Annotated in this window: 16 protein-coding genes and 1 tRNA gene; 7 read left to right on the top strand and 10 right to left on the bottom strand. The window is 63.9% G+C overall.

The genetic code is table 11. The features are described 5' to 3' along the window. The first annotated feature begins 69 nt into the window (after positions 1–69). The 3 genes from CV770_RS08110 (at position 70) to panE (ending at position 3,153) form a co-directional block, all read left to right on the top strand. Positions 70–1,419, top strand: a complete 1,350-nt coding sequence (locus tag CV770_RS08110; protein ID WP_201759751.1) for an MATE family efflux transporter — start codon at positions 70–72, stop codon at positions 1,417–1,419. A gap of 103 nt (positions 1,420–1,522) precedes the next feature. Continuing rightward, positions 1,523–2,131, top strand: a complete 609-nt coding sequence (locus tag CV770_RS08105; protein WP_201759750.1) for a 2-hydroxychromene-2-carboxylate isomerase — start codon at positions 1,523–1,525, stop codon at positions 2,129–2,131. Positions 2,132–2,229: 98 nt separating this feature from the next. Beyond that, entirely contained in the window at positions 2,230–3,153 is a 924-nt protein-coding gene (panE, locus tag CV770_RS08100) for a 2-dehydropantoate 2-reductase (protein ID WP_104461939.1), read from the top strand. A gap of 199 nt (positions 3,154–3,352) precedes the next feature. Here the strand turns inward: panE and CV770_RS08095 are convergent, their stop codons facing one another. From CV770_RS08095 to CV770_RS08080, 4 genes are all read right to left on the bottom strand, one after another. Next, positions 3,353–3,946 carry a c-type cytochrome gene (locus CV770_RS08095; RefSeq protein ID WP_104461938.1) on the bottom strand — a complete coding sequence of 198 codons (594 nt, stop codon included), beginning with the start codon at positions 3,944–3,946 and terminating at the stop codon, positions 3,353–3,355. Positions 3,947–4,154: 208 nt separating this feature from the next. After that, a complete protein-coding gene (locus CV770_RS08090; protein WP_091965387.1) occupies positions 4,155–5,435 on the bottom strand; it encodes a PQQ-dependent sugar dehydrogenase in 1,281 nt (426 codons plus the stop codon). A gap of 369 nt (positions 5,436–5,804) precedes the next feature. Continuing rightward, on the bottom strand, positions 5,805–6,791 hold the full coding sequence (locus CV770_RS08085; protein WP_201759749.1) for an NAD-dependent epimerase/dehydratase family protein: 987 nt from the start codon (positions 6,789–6,791) through the stop codon (positions 5,805–5,807). Between the two features lie 76 nt (positions 6,792–6,867). Further along, positions 6,868–6,942: transfer RNA gene (locus tag CV770_RS08080), tRNA-Gly, on the bottom strand. Between the two features lie 274 nt (positions 6,943–7,216). On the opposite strand from CV770_RS08080, the gene trxA reads away from it, so the two are divergent. Then, a complete protein-coding gene (gene trxA, locus CV770_RS08075) occupies positions 7,217–8,140 on the top strand; it encodes a thioredoxin (protein ID WP_201759748.1) in 924 nt (307 codons plus the stop codon). Positions 8,141–8,175: 35 nt separating this feature from the next. Then, complete coding sequence (locus CV770_RS08070) at positions 8,176–8,853, top strand: LON peptidase substrate-binding domain-containing protein (RefSeq protein ID WP_018323574.1); 678 nt, start codon at positions 8,176–8,178, stop codon at positions 8,851–8,853. A 12-nt stretch (positions 8,854–8,865) separates the two neighbouring features. Here the strand turns inward: CV770_RS08070 and CV770_RS08065 are convergent, their stop codons facing one another. The 5 genes from CV770_RS08065 to CV770_RS08045 all read right to left on the bottom strand — a co-directional run bounded on the left by CV770_RS08065 (position 8,866) and on the right by CV770_RS08045 (position 13,998). After that, a complete protein-coding gene (locus tag CV770_RS08065; RefSeq protein ID WP_104461935.1) occupies positions 8,866–11,370 on the bottom strand; it encodes an EAL domain-containing protein in 2,505 nt (834 codons plus the stop codon). A 194-nt stretch (positions 11,371–11,564) separates the two neighbouring features. Then, entirely contained in the window at positions 11,565–12,143 is a 579-nt protein-coding gene (locus tag CV770_RS08060) for a cytochrome b/b6 domain-containing protein (protein ID WP_104461971.1), read from the bottom strand. Between the two features lie 75 nt (positions 12,144–12,218). Next, complete coding sequence (locus CV770_RS08055; protein ID WP_018323571.1) at positions 12,219–12,497, bottom strand: PepSY domain-containing protein; 279 nt, start codon at positions 12,495–12,497, stop codon at positions 12,219–12,221. Between the two features lie 220 nt (positions 12,498–12,717). After that, on the bottom strand, positions 12,718–13,530 hold the full coding sequence (locus CV770_RS08050) for an SDR family oxidoreductase (RefSeq protein WP_104461934.1): 813 nt from the start codon (positions 13,528–13,530) through the stop codon (positions 12,718–12,720). A 117-nt stretch (positions 13,531–13,647) separates the two neighbouring features. Further along, positions 13,648–13,998: a hypothetical protein gene (locus CV770_RS08045; protein ID WP_104461970.1), complete on the bottom strand. Its 351-nt coding sequence runs from the start codon at positions 13,996–13,998 to the stop codon at positions 13,648–13,650. Positions 13,999–14,089: 91 nt separating this feature from the next. On the opposite strand from CV770_RS08045, the gene CV770_RS08040 reads away from it, so the two are divergent. Both CV770_RS08040 and CV770_RS08035 read left to right on the top strand, forming a co-directional pair. Continuing rightward, a complete protein-coding gene (locus CV770_RS08040) occupies positions 14,090–14,620 on the top strand; it encodes a TetR/AcrR family transcriptional regulator (RefSeq protein ID WP_104461933.1) in 531 nt (176 codons plus the stop codon). A 125-nt stretch (positions 14,621–14,745) separates the two neighbouring features. Then, positions 14,746–14,943 (top strand): Trm112 family protein, encoded by a 198-nt coding sequence (locus tag CV770_RS08035; RefSeq protein ID WP_028139353.1) that lies wholly within the window; start codon positions 14,746–14,748, stop codon positions 14,941–14,943. A gap of 66 nt (positions 14,944–15,009) precedes the next feature. Here the strand turns inward: CV770_RS08035 and CV770_RS08030 are convergent, their stop codons facing one another. Further along, a complete protein-coding gene (locus tag CV770_RS08030) occupies positions 15,010–16,230 on the bottom strand; it encodes a ubiquinone biosynthesis hydroxylase (protein ID WP_091965380.1) in 1,221 nt (406 codons plus the stop codon). Between the last annotated feature and the right edge of the window lie 24 nt (positions 16,231–16,254).

The following is a 16,254-nucleotide window of genomic DNA, read 5'->3' as shown; positions in this document are numbered from 1 at the left end:
GTTTCCATCGACGGCCGGGCCGCGCATTGCGCGGCAACGGCTTCGCACGCCCTGATGAAAGGCCAATCCATGTCTGTCCCCAAGCCGCTCTGGACAACATTCCTCCGCTTCCTCGCACCCCTGATGCTGAGCAACGCGCTGCAATCGCTGTTCGGCACCGTCAGCAACGTCTATCTCGGCCAGATGATCGGCATTGACGCGCTTGCGGCGGCCTCAGTGTTCTTCCCGGTGATGTTCTTCCTGTTCGCCTTCGTCATGGGTCTGAGCACCGGCGCGACCGTGCTGATCGGCCAGGCCTTTGGCGCGGGCGAGCACGGCCGGATCAGGAGCGTCGTAGGCACGACGCTCGCGGTCGGCCTTCTGCTTTCAATCTCAGTGGCGCTGACCGGCGGGCTCTTCAGCCGTCAGCTGATGATGGCGCTCGCCACACCCGCGGACATTCTCGACCAGGCCAGCGCGTATGCGCAGATCACGCTGCTGACGATGCCGCTCGGCTTCATCTTCCTGCTGATGACGGCGATGATCCGCGGCGTCGGCGACGCGCTGACACCGCTGCTGGCGCTGGCGCTGTCAACTGCGATCGGGCTGATCCTAACGCCGATGTTGATCCGTGGGTCGTTCGGACTGCCGGCGGCCGGCATCACCAGCCCGGCGTGGGCGGCTGCGATCTCGAACGCGCTCACGCTGATCGTGCTGGCGTTCTATCTGCTACGGAAGAAGCACGCGCTCGCGCCGAATGCGGCGCTTCTGGGTCACCTGCGGTTCAACGGCGCCATGCTCGGAAAAATTCTCGGCATCGGATTGCCGAGCGCTATCGGCATGGTGGTGATGGCGATCGCAGAGCTGGTGCTGCTCGGCCTCGTCAACCGCTTTGGATCGGAGGCCACTGCGGCCTATGGCGCCGTCAACCAGGTGATGGGCTACACCCAGTTCACGGCGATGTCGATTTCGATCGCGGTCTCGATCCTAGGTGCACAGGCTGTCGGCAGCGGCGACAGAGCCCGGCTCGACGGCATCGTGCGGACCGGGCTCGCTTTCAACCTCGTTTTGACCGGCGGGCTCGTGGCGCTGATCTATCTCGCGCCGCGCGCAATCCTCGGCATCTTCATCACCGATGCCGCCGTGCTCGATCTGGCAAAAGGCCTGCTCGATATCGCCCTGTGGAGCTCTGTGCCGTTCGGCCTCGCCACAGTGTTCTCAGGTGCCATGCGAGCGGCCGGCGTCGCGCTGATGCCAATGCTGCTCTCGATCTTCGCGATCCTCGCGATCGAGCTGCCGGCCGCGGTGATCCTGAGCCACACGATCGGCCTTGCGGGCGTGTGGGCCGCCTATCCCATCGTGTTCTGCGCCATGTTCGTTTTGCAGATGGGCTATTACCTCATGGTCTGGCGCAAGCGGGCGATCCGGCGGCTGGTCTGATTTCCAGAGTATTATGCTCATCATTAAACGGTGGACCCGCGGGGCACGCTGCGTCACAATACAGGAAAAGCTAGATCAAAAAATTAGGTCACGGAGAACGATTTTGACCCGCACAGCCCCGCAATTCCTGTTCGATTTCGGCAGCCCGAATGCCTATCTCAGCCACCTCGCGATCCCCGCGATCGAGCAGCGCATCGGCGTCAAGTTCGAATATGTGCCGATCCTGCTCGGTGGCATCTTCAAGTCGACCAACAACAAGTCGCCGGCCGAGACGCTCGCGGGCATCAAGAACAAGCGTGAATTCCATCAGGTCGAGACCGAGCGCTTCATCAAGCGCTTCCATGTCCAGCCCTATGTCTGGAATCCGCACTTCCCCATCAACACGCTGAACCTGATGCGCGCGGCGATTGCCGCACAGCTCGAGGGCGTATTCGAAAAATACGTCGAGGCGGCCTTTCACCACATGTGGCGCGAGCCGAAGAAGATGGACGATCCCGAGATCGCGGCGAAGGCGCTGGCCTCATCCGGGCTCGACGCCCAGAAGCTGTTCGCCCGCGCCGGGGAACCCGAGGTGAAGGGCAGGCTGATCAAGAACACCGAGGAAGCGGTCGCCCGCGGCGCGTTCGGCTCGCCGACCTTCTTCGTCGGCAACGAGATGTTCTTCGGCAAGGAGCAGTTGCGCGAGGTCGAGGAGATGGTGTCGGGAAAGTGAAGCGCGCGAATGGCGAGTAGCGAATAGCGAGTGGAAATCGCGCTCACTATTCGCTACTCCCTATTCGCCATTCGCCAAGAAAAGAACGGAGCTCTCCCATGCGTATCCTCGTGGTCGGCGCCGGCGCCATCGGCGGCTATTTTGGTGGCAGGCTGTTGCAGGCCGGCCGCGACGTCACCTTCCTGGTCCGGCCGCGCCGCGCCGGCGAGCTCGCAAGCGCCGGCCTCGTCATCAAGAGCCCGAACGGCGATGTGACCTTGAAGAATCCGCCGACCGTGCAAGCCGACGCGCTCAAGGGCAAGTTCGACGTCGTGCTCTTGAGCTGCAAGGCGTTTGATCTCGACGACGCCATCAAATCGTTTGCGCCGGCGATCGGACCTGACACGGCGATCATCCCGATGCTCAACGGCATGAAGCATCTCGATATCCTCGATGCCAAATTCGGCAAGGAGCGCGTGCTCGGCGGCCTCTGCGCCATCGCGGCGACCCTGAACGAGAAACGCGAGGTGGTGCAGCTCCAACCGATGCAGTCGCTGAACTACGGCGAGCGCGACGGAAAGCTGTCAGATCGCGTCAAGGCGATCGACGAGGCCTTCAAGAGCGGCATCACCGGTGCCGCCGCCAGCCAGAACATCATGCAGGACATGTGGGAGAAGTGGGTGTTCCTGTCCTCGCTCGCGGCCTCCACCAGCCTGATGCGCACCTCCGTCGGCAACATCCTCGCAGCTCCCGGCGGCCGCGACTTCCTGCTCGGCATGCTGGACGAGACCAGCGCGATCGCCACCGCGTCGGGCTATACGCCGGGCGGGCCGTTCTTCGAGCGGGTGAAGGGCAACCTCACCGCCGAAGGCTCGCCGATGACGGCCTCGATGTTCCGCGACATCAAGGCCGGCCTGCCGGTCGAAGCCGATCATGTCATCGGTGATCTCATCGCACGCGCCGATGCCGCCAAGGTGCCGGTGCCCAAGCTGCGCATCGCCTACACGCATTTGAAGGCGTATGAGAAGCAGCGGGCGGGGTAGGCAGCCTCGTGTTCCACTGTCGTCCCGGACAAGCGCAGCGAAGCGGAGCGCTGATCCGGGACCCATAACCACAGGGCGTGGTTATCGCGCGAGCCGGTCACTCCGAGTCTTCGCAAAACTTGATCCTGTGGTTATGGGTCCCGGGTTCGCGCTGCGCGCGCCCCGGGACGACAGCGAGGTTTGTGGCAGTACCTCCGCACTATTTCAAATGCGCGAGATAGTGCGAGACCGCCGTGATTTCCTCGTCGCTCATGTGATAGGCGACATCGGCCATCGCGGCGACGCCGCCGCCGACCCGCTGGCCCGCTTTGTAGTCGCGCAACGCCTTGACCAGATATTCCTCGCGCTGGCCAGCCAGTCGCGCCACTCCCTTGGTGCCGGCGAAGCTGTCCGTATGGCATGAGGCGCAGCGGCGGCCGGCGGCAACTTGCGCGCCCTTTTTCGACAGGTCGGGATCCCCGTCCTCCGGTCCCTTCGGCGGCGTCAGTTGCGAGAAATAGGCGCCGAGATTGCGGATGTCCTCATTGGTGATCTCCTCGACGATCGGCTGCATCTGGTCGTTCTTGCGCGAGCCCGCGCGGAAGAACACGAGCTGCCACTGGATGAACTGATCAGGCTGGCCGGCCAGCGAGGGGATATTCTCCGTCTGCGAAATGCCGTTCTCGCCGTGACAGCCGGAGCAGACGGCAGCCTTCTCCTTGATCGCGGCATTGTCCGCAGCCTGAGCCGGGACGAATGCGAGCGCTGCAAGCGAAAGCGCGCCGATGGCGTATGAAGAAAACTGGCGGCGCATCGTGGGAATTCCGATCTATCTAGCTCATTCCAGGGCGTGCGAAAGCACGAGCTAAGATGCGCAATTGCGCATCCGAGAATCCATAACCCCGATTCGTGGTTATGGGTTCCGGGCTTGCGCTGGCGCGCAATCCGGAACGACAACTTGGCTTTGAAATAGAGGAGGCTGCGGCACCTTCCGGCCACCGCAGCCTCTTTCTCTTGGCGCGCTACTTCTTGCTGTAGCTGATGCGATAGATCGCGCCGGCCCAGTCGTCGGCGACGAGGATCGATCCGTCCTTGGCGAGGATGATGTCGTCAGGACGGCCGAGATAGCCCTGGTCGCCCTCGATCCAGCCGGAGGCGAACACCTCCCGCTTGGGGTTCTTCCCGTCGGGCCCGACGATCACACGTACGATGCGCGCGCCCTGGTACTTGTGACGATTCCAGGAGCCGTGCTCGGCGATCAGGATGTTGTTCTTGTACTCGGCGGGAAACTGGTCGCCGGTATAGAACTTCATGCCGAGCGGAGCGACATGCGCGCCGAGGTTCAGCACGGGCGGCGTGAACTCGGAGCACTTGTGGCCCATCGCGAACTTGTCGTCAGGCAGATTGCCCTGATGGCAGTAGGGATAGCCGAAATGCTCGCCCATTTTGTTGATCATGTTCAGCTTGTCTGAGGGCAGATCGTCGCTGATCCAGTCGCGGGCATTCTCGGTGAACCAGAGCTTGCCGGTGCGCGGATCGACGTCGCCGCCGACCGAGTTGCGGACGCCCAGCGCCCAGATTTCGGCGTTGCCGGTCTTGGGATCGACGCGCCGGATCTGCGACACGCTGGTCGGCGGAATGCCGACATTGAAGGGAGGTCCGAACGGCAGGAAGAACCAGCCTTCCTTGTCGACCGCGATGTATTTCCAGCCATGCGCGGCATAGGACGGCATGTCGTCATAGACGACTTTGCCGTCGCCGAGCTTGTCGAGATTGGCCTCCGCATTGTCGTAGCGGATCAGCTTGTCGACCGCGATGACGTAGAGCGCGCCGTCCCTGAAGGCGAGACCGGTGGGCATGTTGAGGCCCTTGAGGACGGTCTTGACCTCCTTCTTTCCGTTGTTGTCCTTGATGGCATAGACGTTGCCGAGGCCGAACGAGCCGACGAACAGCGTGCCCTTGTCACCCCAGGCCATCTGCCGCGCGGCCAGCACGCCGGAGGCGTAGACCTCGATCTTGAACCCCGCCGGCAGCTTGATCTTCTTGACGATGTTGGCGAGCTCGGCATCGGACGCGCCGGTCGGCGGCCCCGAGGGCGGCGCGAGGCCCTTCTGCGCCTCGGTCTCGTCGCCGAGGAACCAGTCATCCGGCGGATGGGTCCAGAACTCCTTGGTGCCGGATTCGTATTTCTTCAGCGCCCGGTTCTTGTCCTGCTGCTGCGCATTACCAGCGCTGGTCCCCGCGAGAAAGGCAACCGCTGCAAGCGCCAGAACGGATTGAAAGACGGATCGATGGAATTTCATCGCGTCACTCCCCTAAGGCAGCCGTCAGGGCTGCGCATTATTTTATTTTGCTAGTCGAGAGGCGAAGTTTTAGGTCCGTCGGGACGACAGACGCAAAAAGGTTAGCACATCTGCGAACGGTGAGAAGCCGGCCGCGTGCGCCGCCGTTACGCTCCGGAAAAATTGAGACGGAATGTCAACGAACGAACGCCGCTCTCGCTGCAGCGCGGAATCAATTGGGGCGCGGATCGTTTCGCAGGCGGCAGGAGGGGGATGGTTATACAAAAACGCGAAAACAACCCCATTCACAGTAGAACGGCTCGAGCCGGCTCGCTCCCGGCGAGACTGGACAGACATCTGACGCGTCGAGCAAAACAGCAAATCCGGCGCCTACGAGGCGACCGGGTAGGGCCCGTCGTCGAACACTCCGTCATGATAGCCCTTCGAGCCGATCTCGCGTGCCAGCGGGCTGCGGAAATCGCGCTCAGTGCGCAGGCTGTCCAACACATGCGCAAAGTCGAATTCCGGCCGCCAGCCCAGCTCGCGCCGCGCGCGCTCGTTGACATAGACGCGGTCGATCTCGGGGAGGAGGTTCCAGCCTCGCGCCGCATACAGCTGCGCGCAATCCGGATAGAGCTCGCGCACGACACCGGCCGCATCGCGCGCGAGCGCAGTGAGATGGCGCGGCGCGAACGGGCTGGTGGCGGAGACGATGTAGCGGGCGAAGCCGATCTTCGGGGCGCGTTCGGCGGCGAGCAGATGCGCGCTCACGGCGTCCGCGATATCCAGCCGGCGATAGAGCAGCTCGTTGGCCTGCGCGTTCTCCAGCGCGTAAGCCGAGCGCATCACCGGATCGTCATCGTCTTCCGGAAAGAAGCGCGAGGTCCGCAAGACGACGACCGGCAGAGCGCGCTCGCGATAGAACAGCTCGCACAGCGTCTCCGCCATCAGCTTGGTCGTGCCGTAGATGTTCTTCGGCACCGGCGGCAGATCCTCGGTGACCCAGACCGCCGCCTGTCCCGCCCCGGAGCGGAGCTGCGAGCCGAACGCGCTGGTGGTGCTGGTGAAGACGAAACTGCGCACGCCGGTGCTCGCTGCCGCCTCGAGCAGGTTGAGTGTGCCGGTGACGTTGGTATCGACGAAGTCCTGCTTGCCGTGGGTTGCCACATGCGGCTTGTGCAGCGTCGCGGTGTGGATCACGGCGGAGACGCCGTCCATCTGCGGCCGGACGAAGTCCGGGTCGACGATCGAGCCGACCGCGTCTGTGAAGGGCGATGGCTTCAGATCGATCCCGCGCGCTGGGGAACCGCGACCCCGGAGGGTCCGGAGGATGGCTTCCCCGAGGTGGCCTGCGCTGCCGGTGACCAGAATTGTCATTGCGAACCCAGGACAGCCGCGAGCGGCGTGGCGAACCACGTTTCCGTCCGGATCGGCTGGATGCTTTGGGAAAAATTGGAGCGGGCGAAGGGGCTCGAACCCTCGACCCCGACCTTGGCAAGGTCGTGCTCTACCACTGAGCTACACCCGCATCCTGTGTCGGTCGCGTGACGCGCCGGCAACGGCTGTCGTATGCCAAAACCGGGAGGGGAATGCAACAGCTACCGGCGATCTAGATTCGGTTCTTGGGGCCCCATATGGAGCCTGAATGCGGCGAAATGGCCCGAAAGTGCCCCGGAACTGGCGAATCGGCCTCGGTGGATTGAAATTCGGCCGTCGCGGCCCAATTTAGGAGCCGACAGCGAGCATAAGGCGTGGCGGCGTGCTAAAGACCCGCCATTCCGGACATAGACGAGGGGATCCCCGTGACGATCATCGACCAGGGTAATGGAGCGGCGGGCCCGGCTGCGGCCGATCTGATCAAGGACACCACCACCCAGACCTTCGTGAAGGACGTCATCGAGGAATCGAAGCGCCAGCCGGTGCTGATCGATTTCTGGGCGGAGTGGTGCGGCCCCTGCAAGCAACTCACCCCTCTGCTCGAAAAGGCGGTCAAGGCGGCCAAGGGCAAGGTCAAGCTGGTCAAGATGAACATCGACCAGCACCCGGCGATCCCGGGCCAGATGGGCATCCAGTCGATCCCGGCCGTGATCGCCTTCGTCAACGGCCAGCCGGCCGACGGCTTCATGGGCGCGGTACCCGAGAGCCAGCTCAACGCCTTCATCGAAAAGCTGACCAAGGGCGTGACCGCGCCGGGCGAGCCCAATATCGCCGAGATCCTGCAGGAGGCCGAAGCCGTGCTCGCCGAGGGCGACCCGGCCGCAGCAGCGCAGATTTACGCCGAGGTGCTCCAGCATGATGCCACCAACATCGCGGCGCTCGCGGGCCTCGCAAAATGCTATGCCGTCTCCGGCGCAATGGAGCAGGCCAAGCAGACGCTCGCCATGGTGCCGGAGTCCAAGCGCAACGACCCCGCGGTGAAGGCCGTGCAGACCGCGATCGATCTCGCCGAGCAGGCGCAATCGCTCGGACCGGTCGCCGAGCTGGAACAGAAAGTCGCCGCAAACCCGCTCGATCATCAGGCCCGATTCGACCTCGCGACCGCGCTCAACGCGCAAGGCAACCGTGCGGCCGCTACCGAGCAGCTGCTCGCGATCGTCAAGCGCGACCGCAAATGGAACGACGACGGCGCCCGCAAGCAGCTGGTGCAGTTCTTCGAAGCCTGGGGCGGCACGGATGATGCAACCGTCGAGGGACGCAAGCGCTTGTCGACGATCCTGTTTTCGTAGGCGCGGTTGACCAAGTCAGCGGGGACCGGGACCAGATGCCGATCAACATCGAATATCGCGGACCCGCCGACCTCCCGGAGATCATTCCGGTGTTTCCGCTGCCGGGCGCGCTGCTGCTGCCCCGCGGCCAGATGCCGCTCAACATCTTCGAGCCGCGCTACCTCTCGATGGTCGATGATTCTTTCCGCGACGGCCATCGCCTGATCGGCATGATCCAGCCTGATGTCGCGCACTCGCCGAAGAATTCCGACAAGCCGACGCTGTTCCGCGTCGGCTGCGTCGGCCGCATCACCCAGCTCGCCGAATCCGGCGATGGCCGCTACATCCTCGAGCTCACGGGCGTCTCGCGCTTCAAGGTGGTCGAGGAGCTCGAGGTGCTCACCGCCTACCGGCAGTGCAAGGTGGATTTCTTCGCCTTCGTCGACGACTTCACCGCGCGCATGGGCGAGGACGAGGTCGACCGCGAGGCGCTGCTGGCCGTGCTGGCGGACTTCCTGAAGGCCAATAATCTCAAGGTCGACTGGGAAGGCGTCGAAAGCGCACCCAACGAAGCCCTCGTCAACGCGCTGGCGATGATGTCGCCCTATGGCCCCGCAGAGAAGCAGGCCATGCTGGAAGCGCCCGACTTGAAGACCCGCGCCGAGATTCTGATCGCGGTGACGGAGATGGACCTCGCCAAGAAGCGCACCAGCGGCGATCCTCCGCTGCAGTGAGGATGCGGGTGCTCACGCAGCGCAGACGGCTGCCTTGTCACCTCGCCTCAGCATTTTCGCAATGGCGGATGCGGGCATCGGCCGACCGAAATAGTAGCCTTGCGTTTCGACGCACCCCTCTTCACGGAGGACGTCCAGTTGCTCCTTCGTTTCGACGCCTTCGGCGGTCGTCGTCTTGCCGAGGCTGACTGCGAAGCGAACGACTGCTCGCGCGAGATGGTGCGCGTCTGCCCTTGTGCTGGACAGTTCGTTGACGAAGCTGCGGTCGACCTTGATCTTGTCGAACGGGAATCGCTGCAGAAAGCTCAGCGATGAATAGCCGGTGCCGAAGTCGTCCAGGGCGATTCGCACGCCGAGCTCGCGCAGTTGACCAAGTGCTGCGAACACAGCTTCGCTGTCGTGCATGATCACCGTCTCGGTGACCTCGAGCTCGAGCCGGTGTGGCGAAATTCCCGAACTCGCCAGTGCATCGACAATGACCGGGACAAGCTCCTTGCTCCTGAATTGAGCGGGAGACAGATTGATCGCGATCTTGAGATGGGCAGGCCATTTGGCGGCTTCCGCACACGCCGTCCTCAAGACCCATTCTCCCAGCGGCACGATCAAGCCGGCCTCCTCCGCGAGCGGTATGAATTCGCCGGGCAAGACCAGGCCACGCCGCGGGTGATGCCAGCGCAGCAAGGCTTCGAAGCCGCGGATCTCGCCGGTCGCGGTATTGACGAATGGCTGGTAGTGCAGCTCGAATTCGCGGCCAGCAAGCGCATCCCGCATGTCGCGCTCCAGGTTGCGTCGCGCATGCATGAGCTGGTCGAGTTCCGGCTCGAAGAAGCGGAATGCGCCACGTCCACCACTCTTGGCCGAGTAGAGGGCGAGATCCGCGCTCTTCATGAGCACGTCGGAATCACTGCCATCGCGCGGTGCGATGGCAATGCCGATGCTGGTGCCCACCGTGACCCGGTGATCGCCAAGATCAAAGGGTTCGCAAAGCGCCTTCCTGATATTCTCGGCGAGGGTGGCGGCCTCGACGGCCGGGTTGGTCACGTAGTCGATCACGGCGAACTCGTCGCCGCCCAGTCGAGCGATCAGCGCGGTTTCCGTGGTGCACTCGCGCAGACGCGCAGAAACGGCGCGCAGCAGGGAATCGCCTACCGGATGTCCAAGCGTGTCGTTGACTTCCTTGAAGCGATCGAGGTCGAGCATGAGCACGGCCAGATCGACGCCGCCGCTACGCGTAACCGCAATGGCATGCTCCATCCGCTCCCTGAGCAGCACGCGATTTGGCAGATCGGTCAACGCATCGTGTTGCGCCATATGAGCGATCCTGGCCTCGGACCGGCGTTGCTCGGTGACATCAAGATGCGTGGCCACCCACCCGCCGCCGGCCATTGGCTGCCGCGTCACGCAGATCAACCGACCATCGGCGAACTCGTCGATTCTGCTCGAGACTGCATCGAACGGCAACGCGGCCAATTTCGACATGAACTGCTCGGCTGCGCCCTCGCTGCTGTCGCTCTTGAGAATGCCGGTCACGACGCGATGCCTGATGATGTCGGCGTGCGGGGTCCCCGTTCGCAGCAGCTCCGGTGGCAGCCGATAGAGTAGGGCATAGCGCTCATTGCAGACCACAAGTCGCTTCTCCGCATCGAACATGCAGAGAGCCTCGACCATGTTGTTGATGGCCGTATCCAGCCTGAGCTTCTGGTCCTGCAGTTCGTTCTGCGAGCCTTCGAGCTGCTGCCGAGCGACCGAGAGCTGGTTGATGATCTCCTCGAACCTGGCGGTCCGGGTCGCCAGGCGACGATCGGCCAGCACGCCGACCAGGCTCATTCCCAGCACGGATAGCGCCACACCGGCGATAGCAAGCGCGAGGAAGGCCGGAGAAAGCGAAAGGCTATCCGTCGTCGCTCGCGTTGGATCTGGCGTGATCTGCACCGCCCCCATGGCCGTGAAATGATGCGATACGATCGCGAGTGTCAGCAGGATTGCCGCCGCAAGCGTGCCCCGGTAGCCCTGGTACCTGAGCGCGACAGCCAGCGCGGCGCAGCCGAGACACATGCCTAAAATGATCGAGACGAACACGAGGTCCACCGACCAGACGACTCGACCCGGCACTTCAAGTGCCCACATCCCGAGATAATGCATGCTGGCAATGCCGCCGCCGATGATGACGCCCCCTGCCATCGCGCGCGACCGGCCGGACGTGCCGACTGCAACGCCGAAACCGACCGAGGTCAGGAGCATTGCCGCAGCGAGAGAAAACGCGGTCGGCACGATGCCGTAGCCCGTCGGAACGCCCGGCTCGTAGGCGAGCATCGCGACGAAATGCGTTGCCCAGATGCCGTATCCGATGGCCGCGCCGGCAATGGTGATCCAGATCCACCGCGTTCTTGCGCGCGTCGCGATCGCACGATGAAAGATGCTGACCGCGACAATACTTGCAGCGAAGCAGACCAAACCAGCGAGTACAACGAGCCGCCAATCGTGCTCGACCGCAAGGCAGGAGAAAACGCGGAACATTCAGTAGCGCTCCATCGTCGATAGTTATCGATGGTGGATCGGCTAACCGCCATTCACGTTAATTTTGTGCCGTGCCTGATTGCATGCTTACCGGCATGTTAACGGTACTCGCACAAGTTGATCTGACAAACGGCCTGAGGCCATGCCGCGACCGTGCCGGGTGCAGGACGCGTGCAACGATCGGCAACGATATTTTAGGAATGGCCGCGGATGCGCTTGCGCCCGGTGATCATCGCGCGGACCAGACTCTCGCGCTGGAGCAGCCCCATCAGCACCACGCCCACGACGTGGAGCACGACCAGGACGATGACCGCATCCGATGAATAATGGTGGGTGTCTTCGACCCACCAGACGCCGAAGAAGGTGGTGGTGACCGACATCGCGCCCGTGATCGTCGAGACGGCGAGCGCGGCCAGCAGCGCCACCAGCATCAAGGTGCCGGCGGGATTGAGCCCGATATAGCGGCCGGTGATGCCGCGGCGCAGATTCCAGAGATAGCCTGGCGCCGCCCGAAGCCTCACTCTGATCATGCGGAAGCGCGAATAGCGGCTTCCCCAAAAGCCCCAGGCCAATCGAAAGGCGAGAAGTCCGAGCACCGCATAGCCGACGATGCGGTGAGTTCGGTCATAGACGGTGGGCGTGAACCACGCGGCCAGAACGCTGGCCGCGAGAGCCCAGTGCCAGAGGCGCAGCGGGAGGTCCCAGACCGCGACCGTCCGCGAGGCGGTTCGATCCGCGGGGGTCCGGTCGGACACCCCGCGCGCTTTTGGCATCGCTTCCTCGATCAAGCGAAGACCATCCTCAAGCCTTGTTTTGCGCGGATCAATTCGCGCGGTCTGCTTCGCAGTTTACTTGGCGATCGTGTGCTTCAGGCTGAGATCTTCAGGGCTGTAGAACAGCTCGTAAAGCTTGCCTTCCTTGACGCCGTAGACCTCATAGCAGGAGCCTTCGATCTTGGAGCGCCGCACCTCGTAGCCGAGCGCCTTGGCCTTGGCTTCAGCTTCGCTGGCCGGCTTCCACGACGCCTTGTCGAGCTTGGTGCAGTCCTTGAATCCGTCGGCCATGGCCGCCGACCCCATGCCCATTCCAACCGTCAGTGCAATGGCAACAACACGAATGACCTTCACGAACGTCTCCTCCTCTGTCGTGCGCGCTACGCGAGCCGCGAAGCCGAACTGAAGGAAGCAAAGGTGATGGTGAAGTCAATCCGGTACGGGGCCAAATGGATTTAGAGTTGTTCTAACGACCGCCAAAAGATCAGCGCTGCCCGCAGGCAGCCCGCATTCGCAGGGGCGCTGCGGCCTTACGCCTCACGGCCGGGATGAACGGCTGACTTCGCCAATTGCGCTAGGCCGCACTTCGCATTCCCGGAGAATTGCGCTGCAGCCAGTCCGCCCAGCGGAGACGACCGCGCGCGCCCTGGCTGACGACAAAGCCCATGCCGCGCGCCTTCGCCTCGGACAGGCCGATCGCCAGGATTTTCCGGTGCAATCCCCTCGCCGCCTGGTATTGCCGGGCGAAGGCAACGAGATCGAGAGCTTCGGGGCCGCCGATCTCCGCACGCACGCCGCGCTGCCCGTCGAACGCGCAAGCCAGAACGTGATCCGCGACGTCCGAGGTATCGACGGGATTGAACAGCGTCGTTGACACAGGCCACACCGGAAGCCAGACCAGGCCCGAGAGCAACCTGTCGAGCAGGTAATAAAACGGCATCGCGCGAACGACGGACCAGGACAGGGCAGACGCACGCACCAGCCGTTCGCCGGCGAGCTTGACCCGGGCGTAGGGCAGGGTCGCCTGGTCGAGCCCGACGATCGAAACGTGAAGAAAGTGGCGCACCCCGGCCTCCCCGCAAAGCGACAGCAGCCGCTCCGTTCCCGCGACGTCCACCGCGGAGGGCGATCTAAAGAAGTCCATCGGACGGATGCCGCCCCGCCGCGCGATCGGCGAGTCTGTCGCCGCATTGATGACCGTATCAACCTCACGCAGTGCCTCGCGCAAGCCGGCGCCTGTAGCGAGATCGCCGATCGCCCATTCGACATCCGACCGCGCGCCCCGCGACCGCGCCAAAACCCGGACACGATGTCCGTCGCCAACGAGACGATCGACGACGTCCTGCCCGAGATGCCCAGTGCCGCCGGTGACGAGTGTCAGTGGCATGCTTCTATTCCCATCGATCCTGCGCAGCGATTAGACGCCGCGAATGCGTTGTCCCGTTGAAGGCTTGCAGATCGAAGCCCCGGGGTCGCATTCATGCGCGGCTCGGCGTTTCGACGCTCAGTAGCCGGCAACCGTCATCGCCACGACGGCGCTGAGCGCCATCCAGCCGAAATGCCGGCCGCGCGTGGCCCAGGCATTGGCGAAGGCGGCGAAACCGAGCACGCAGGCGAGCGTAATGACGATCCAATGCCGCGCCGGCTCGGACGCCATCCAGGGAGTCGCGAGCAGCAACACGCCTCCGCCGATCCACGCCACCGTCGAAGTCTGCCAGACCAGGCGGATCAGGGTGCGGAGCCGTTCGGGCTCGATGCGGGCATGGGCGAAGACCTTGGTCTCGCCGAGGACGCCATGAATGAGAGCTACGGCGATGGTGGCGAGGCCGGCGCATTGCAGCAGGAGATCACGCATCATCATCTCTCCATACAGTTATGTATGGTGAGATAGGCGCTGGCCTGCGGCCTGTCAATACACTAGTGTATGGTTGCCTCCGGGAACCGACATGACCGAACAGCTCTCCGCCGACGACTGGATCAAGGAAGGTCTCAAGGCGCTCGCCAAAAGCGGCTTCACCGCGCTCAAGGCCGATCCGTTGGCGAAATCCATGGGCGTGTCGCGCGGCAGCTTCTACTGGCATTTCGCCGATCTCGGCGGGTTCCAGGCCGCCGTGCTGAAGCGCTGGCGCGAGATTGCGGCCGAGCAGATCATCGCCGATGTCGAGGCCGCCAGCGACGAACCGCTCAAGGCGCTGCTGCGGAGGTCGTTCGGCGCGCGACTCGAGCTCGAGCGCGCGGTGCGCAATTGGGCGGCCTTCGATGCGGCCGCGCAAGGGGCCGTACGCGCGATCGACCGCCGCCGGCTCGACTACATCGAGGGGTTGCTGGAAAAACGCGGCCTCACCCCGGCAACCGCGCAGGCCCGGGCGCAGATCCTGTATTGGACGTTCCTCGGCTTCGCCCTGTCAGGCGCGCCGGTGCCGGCAGCGCGGCTCCAGGCCCTGCTCGACGAGGTCTTGACGATGGTCTCCGCGTAGATTTCTTATTTTGACGCGTTTTCTTTGCGCGAAGCGGTAACCTACTGCGCTGGAAAACGCTTTGGCAGCCGCGATGGGCGGGCGCGGAATTCTATGCTAGAGGCAGCCGATTGCCGGAGACTCCAATGAACGCGTCCACCGAACGTCCCGAAGCCAGCGTCGATCCCAAATTGCTGGAGATTCTCGTCTGCCCGCTGACCAAGGGCCCGCTGGAGTTCGATTCTGCAAAGCAGGAGCTGATCTCGCGCAGCGCCAAGCTGGCTTATCCGATCCGTGACGGCATCCCGATCATGCTGCCGGAAGAGGCGCGCAAGATCGATTGAGGCGGCGAATAGGGAATGGCGAGTAGCGAATGGATCCACTCGCCATTCGCTGCTCACCCTTCGCCCTTACAACGCCTCGCCCTTCAGCAGCCGCGGCACCTCGCCCGTCAATCCCGCGGCCTGGCGGATGAAGAGGTTCTTCAGCGGCGGAGCGCGGTCGACGAGGCCGAGGCCGATGTCGCGGACAGTGCGCAGCAGCGTCGACTGGTTGGAGAACAGGAAGTTCAGCGAGTTGGTGGCAACGCCCATCGCCATGGTGTCGAAACGGCGCCAGCGCTGGTAGCGCTCGAGCACGTCGGCGGCGCCGAGATCCATGCCGAGCCGCGCGGCATCGACCACGACTTCGGCCAGCGCGGCGACATCCTTCAGGCCCATGTTGAGGCCCTGGCCTGCAATGGGGTGGATGACATGGGCGGCATCGCCGACCAGCGCGAGGCGGGTGCCGATGAACGAGCGCGCCACGAAATAGGACAGCGGAAACGCGCGCGGCTTGTCGAGCGCCTTCACCTCGCCGAGATGCAGGCCGAAACGCTGCTCGAGCTCGGCGTGAAACTCTTCGTCGCTGAGAGCAATGATGCGCGCGGCCTCAGCTCGCCGCTCGGTCCACACCAGCGACGAGCGTTTTCCCGACAGCGGCAGGATCGCGAACGGGCCCGCCGGCAAAAAATGCTCTTCGGCGCGGCCCTCGTGATCGCGCTCATGGCCGACGGTGACGACGATGCCGGATTGATCATACTCCCAGCCATGAGTGGCGATGCCGGCGCGCTCGCGCAGCTTTGACCTTGCACCATCGGCGGCAACCAGCAGGCTGGCCGCGATCACGCTGCCGTCCCCGAGCGTCACGTCGATGCCCTCGGCGCGCGCATCGTAGGATGCGACCGTGGTGGCGCGCAGATCGATGCCCTCGGCCTCTGCACGCACCACCAGCGCATCGATCAGGCGGCGGTTCTCAACCATATGCGCGAAGGGCTCGCCCGGCGCGACATCGCCGGCAAAATTGAGGAAGACCGGACGAGTGGCGTCTTCCAGTTTCGAGTCTGTGACGACCATGTCGAGGATCGGCTGCGCCTCGCTCCTGACGTCGTCCCAGGCGCCGATCGCCTCGAACAGGCGGCGGCAGGCGGCCACGATCGCGGTGGCGCGGGGGTCGCGGCTCGGCCGCGTGGCGAGCGCGGGATCGGCGACGATGACGGGAATCTCGGGCCCGAGCCCCTGTCGCAGCGCCAGGGCCAGCGCAAGCCCTGCAAACGCGCCGCCACCAATGACAATGCTACCCTGTACCGACATACCCAAATTCCCGGTCAAATCCTG

Source organism: Bradyrhizobium sp. AC87j1 (assembly GCF_002936975.1).
Classification (GTDB): Bacteria; Pseudomonadota; Alphaproteobacteria; order Rhizobiales; family Xanthobacteraceae; genus Bradyrhizobium; species Bradyrhizobium shewense.
The sequence above is the reverse complement of the archived record's forward strand: the minus strand, read 5'-3'. Positions and strand labels throughout refer to the sequence as shown.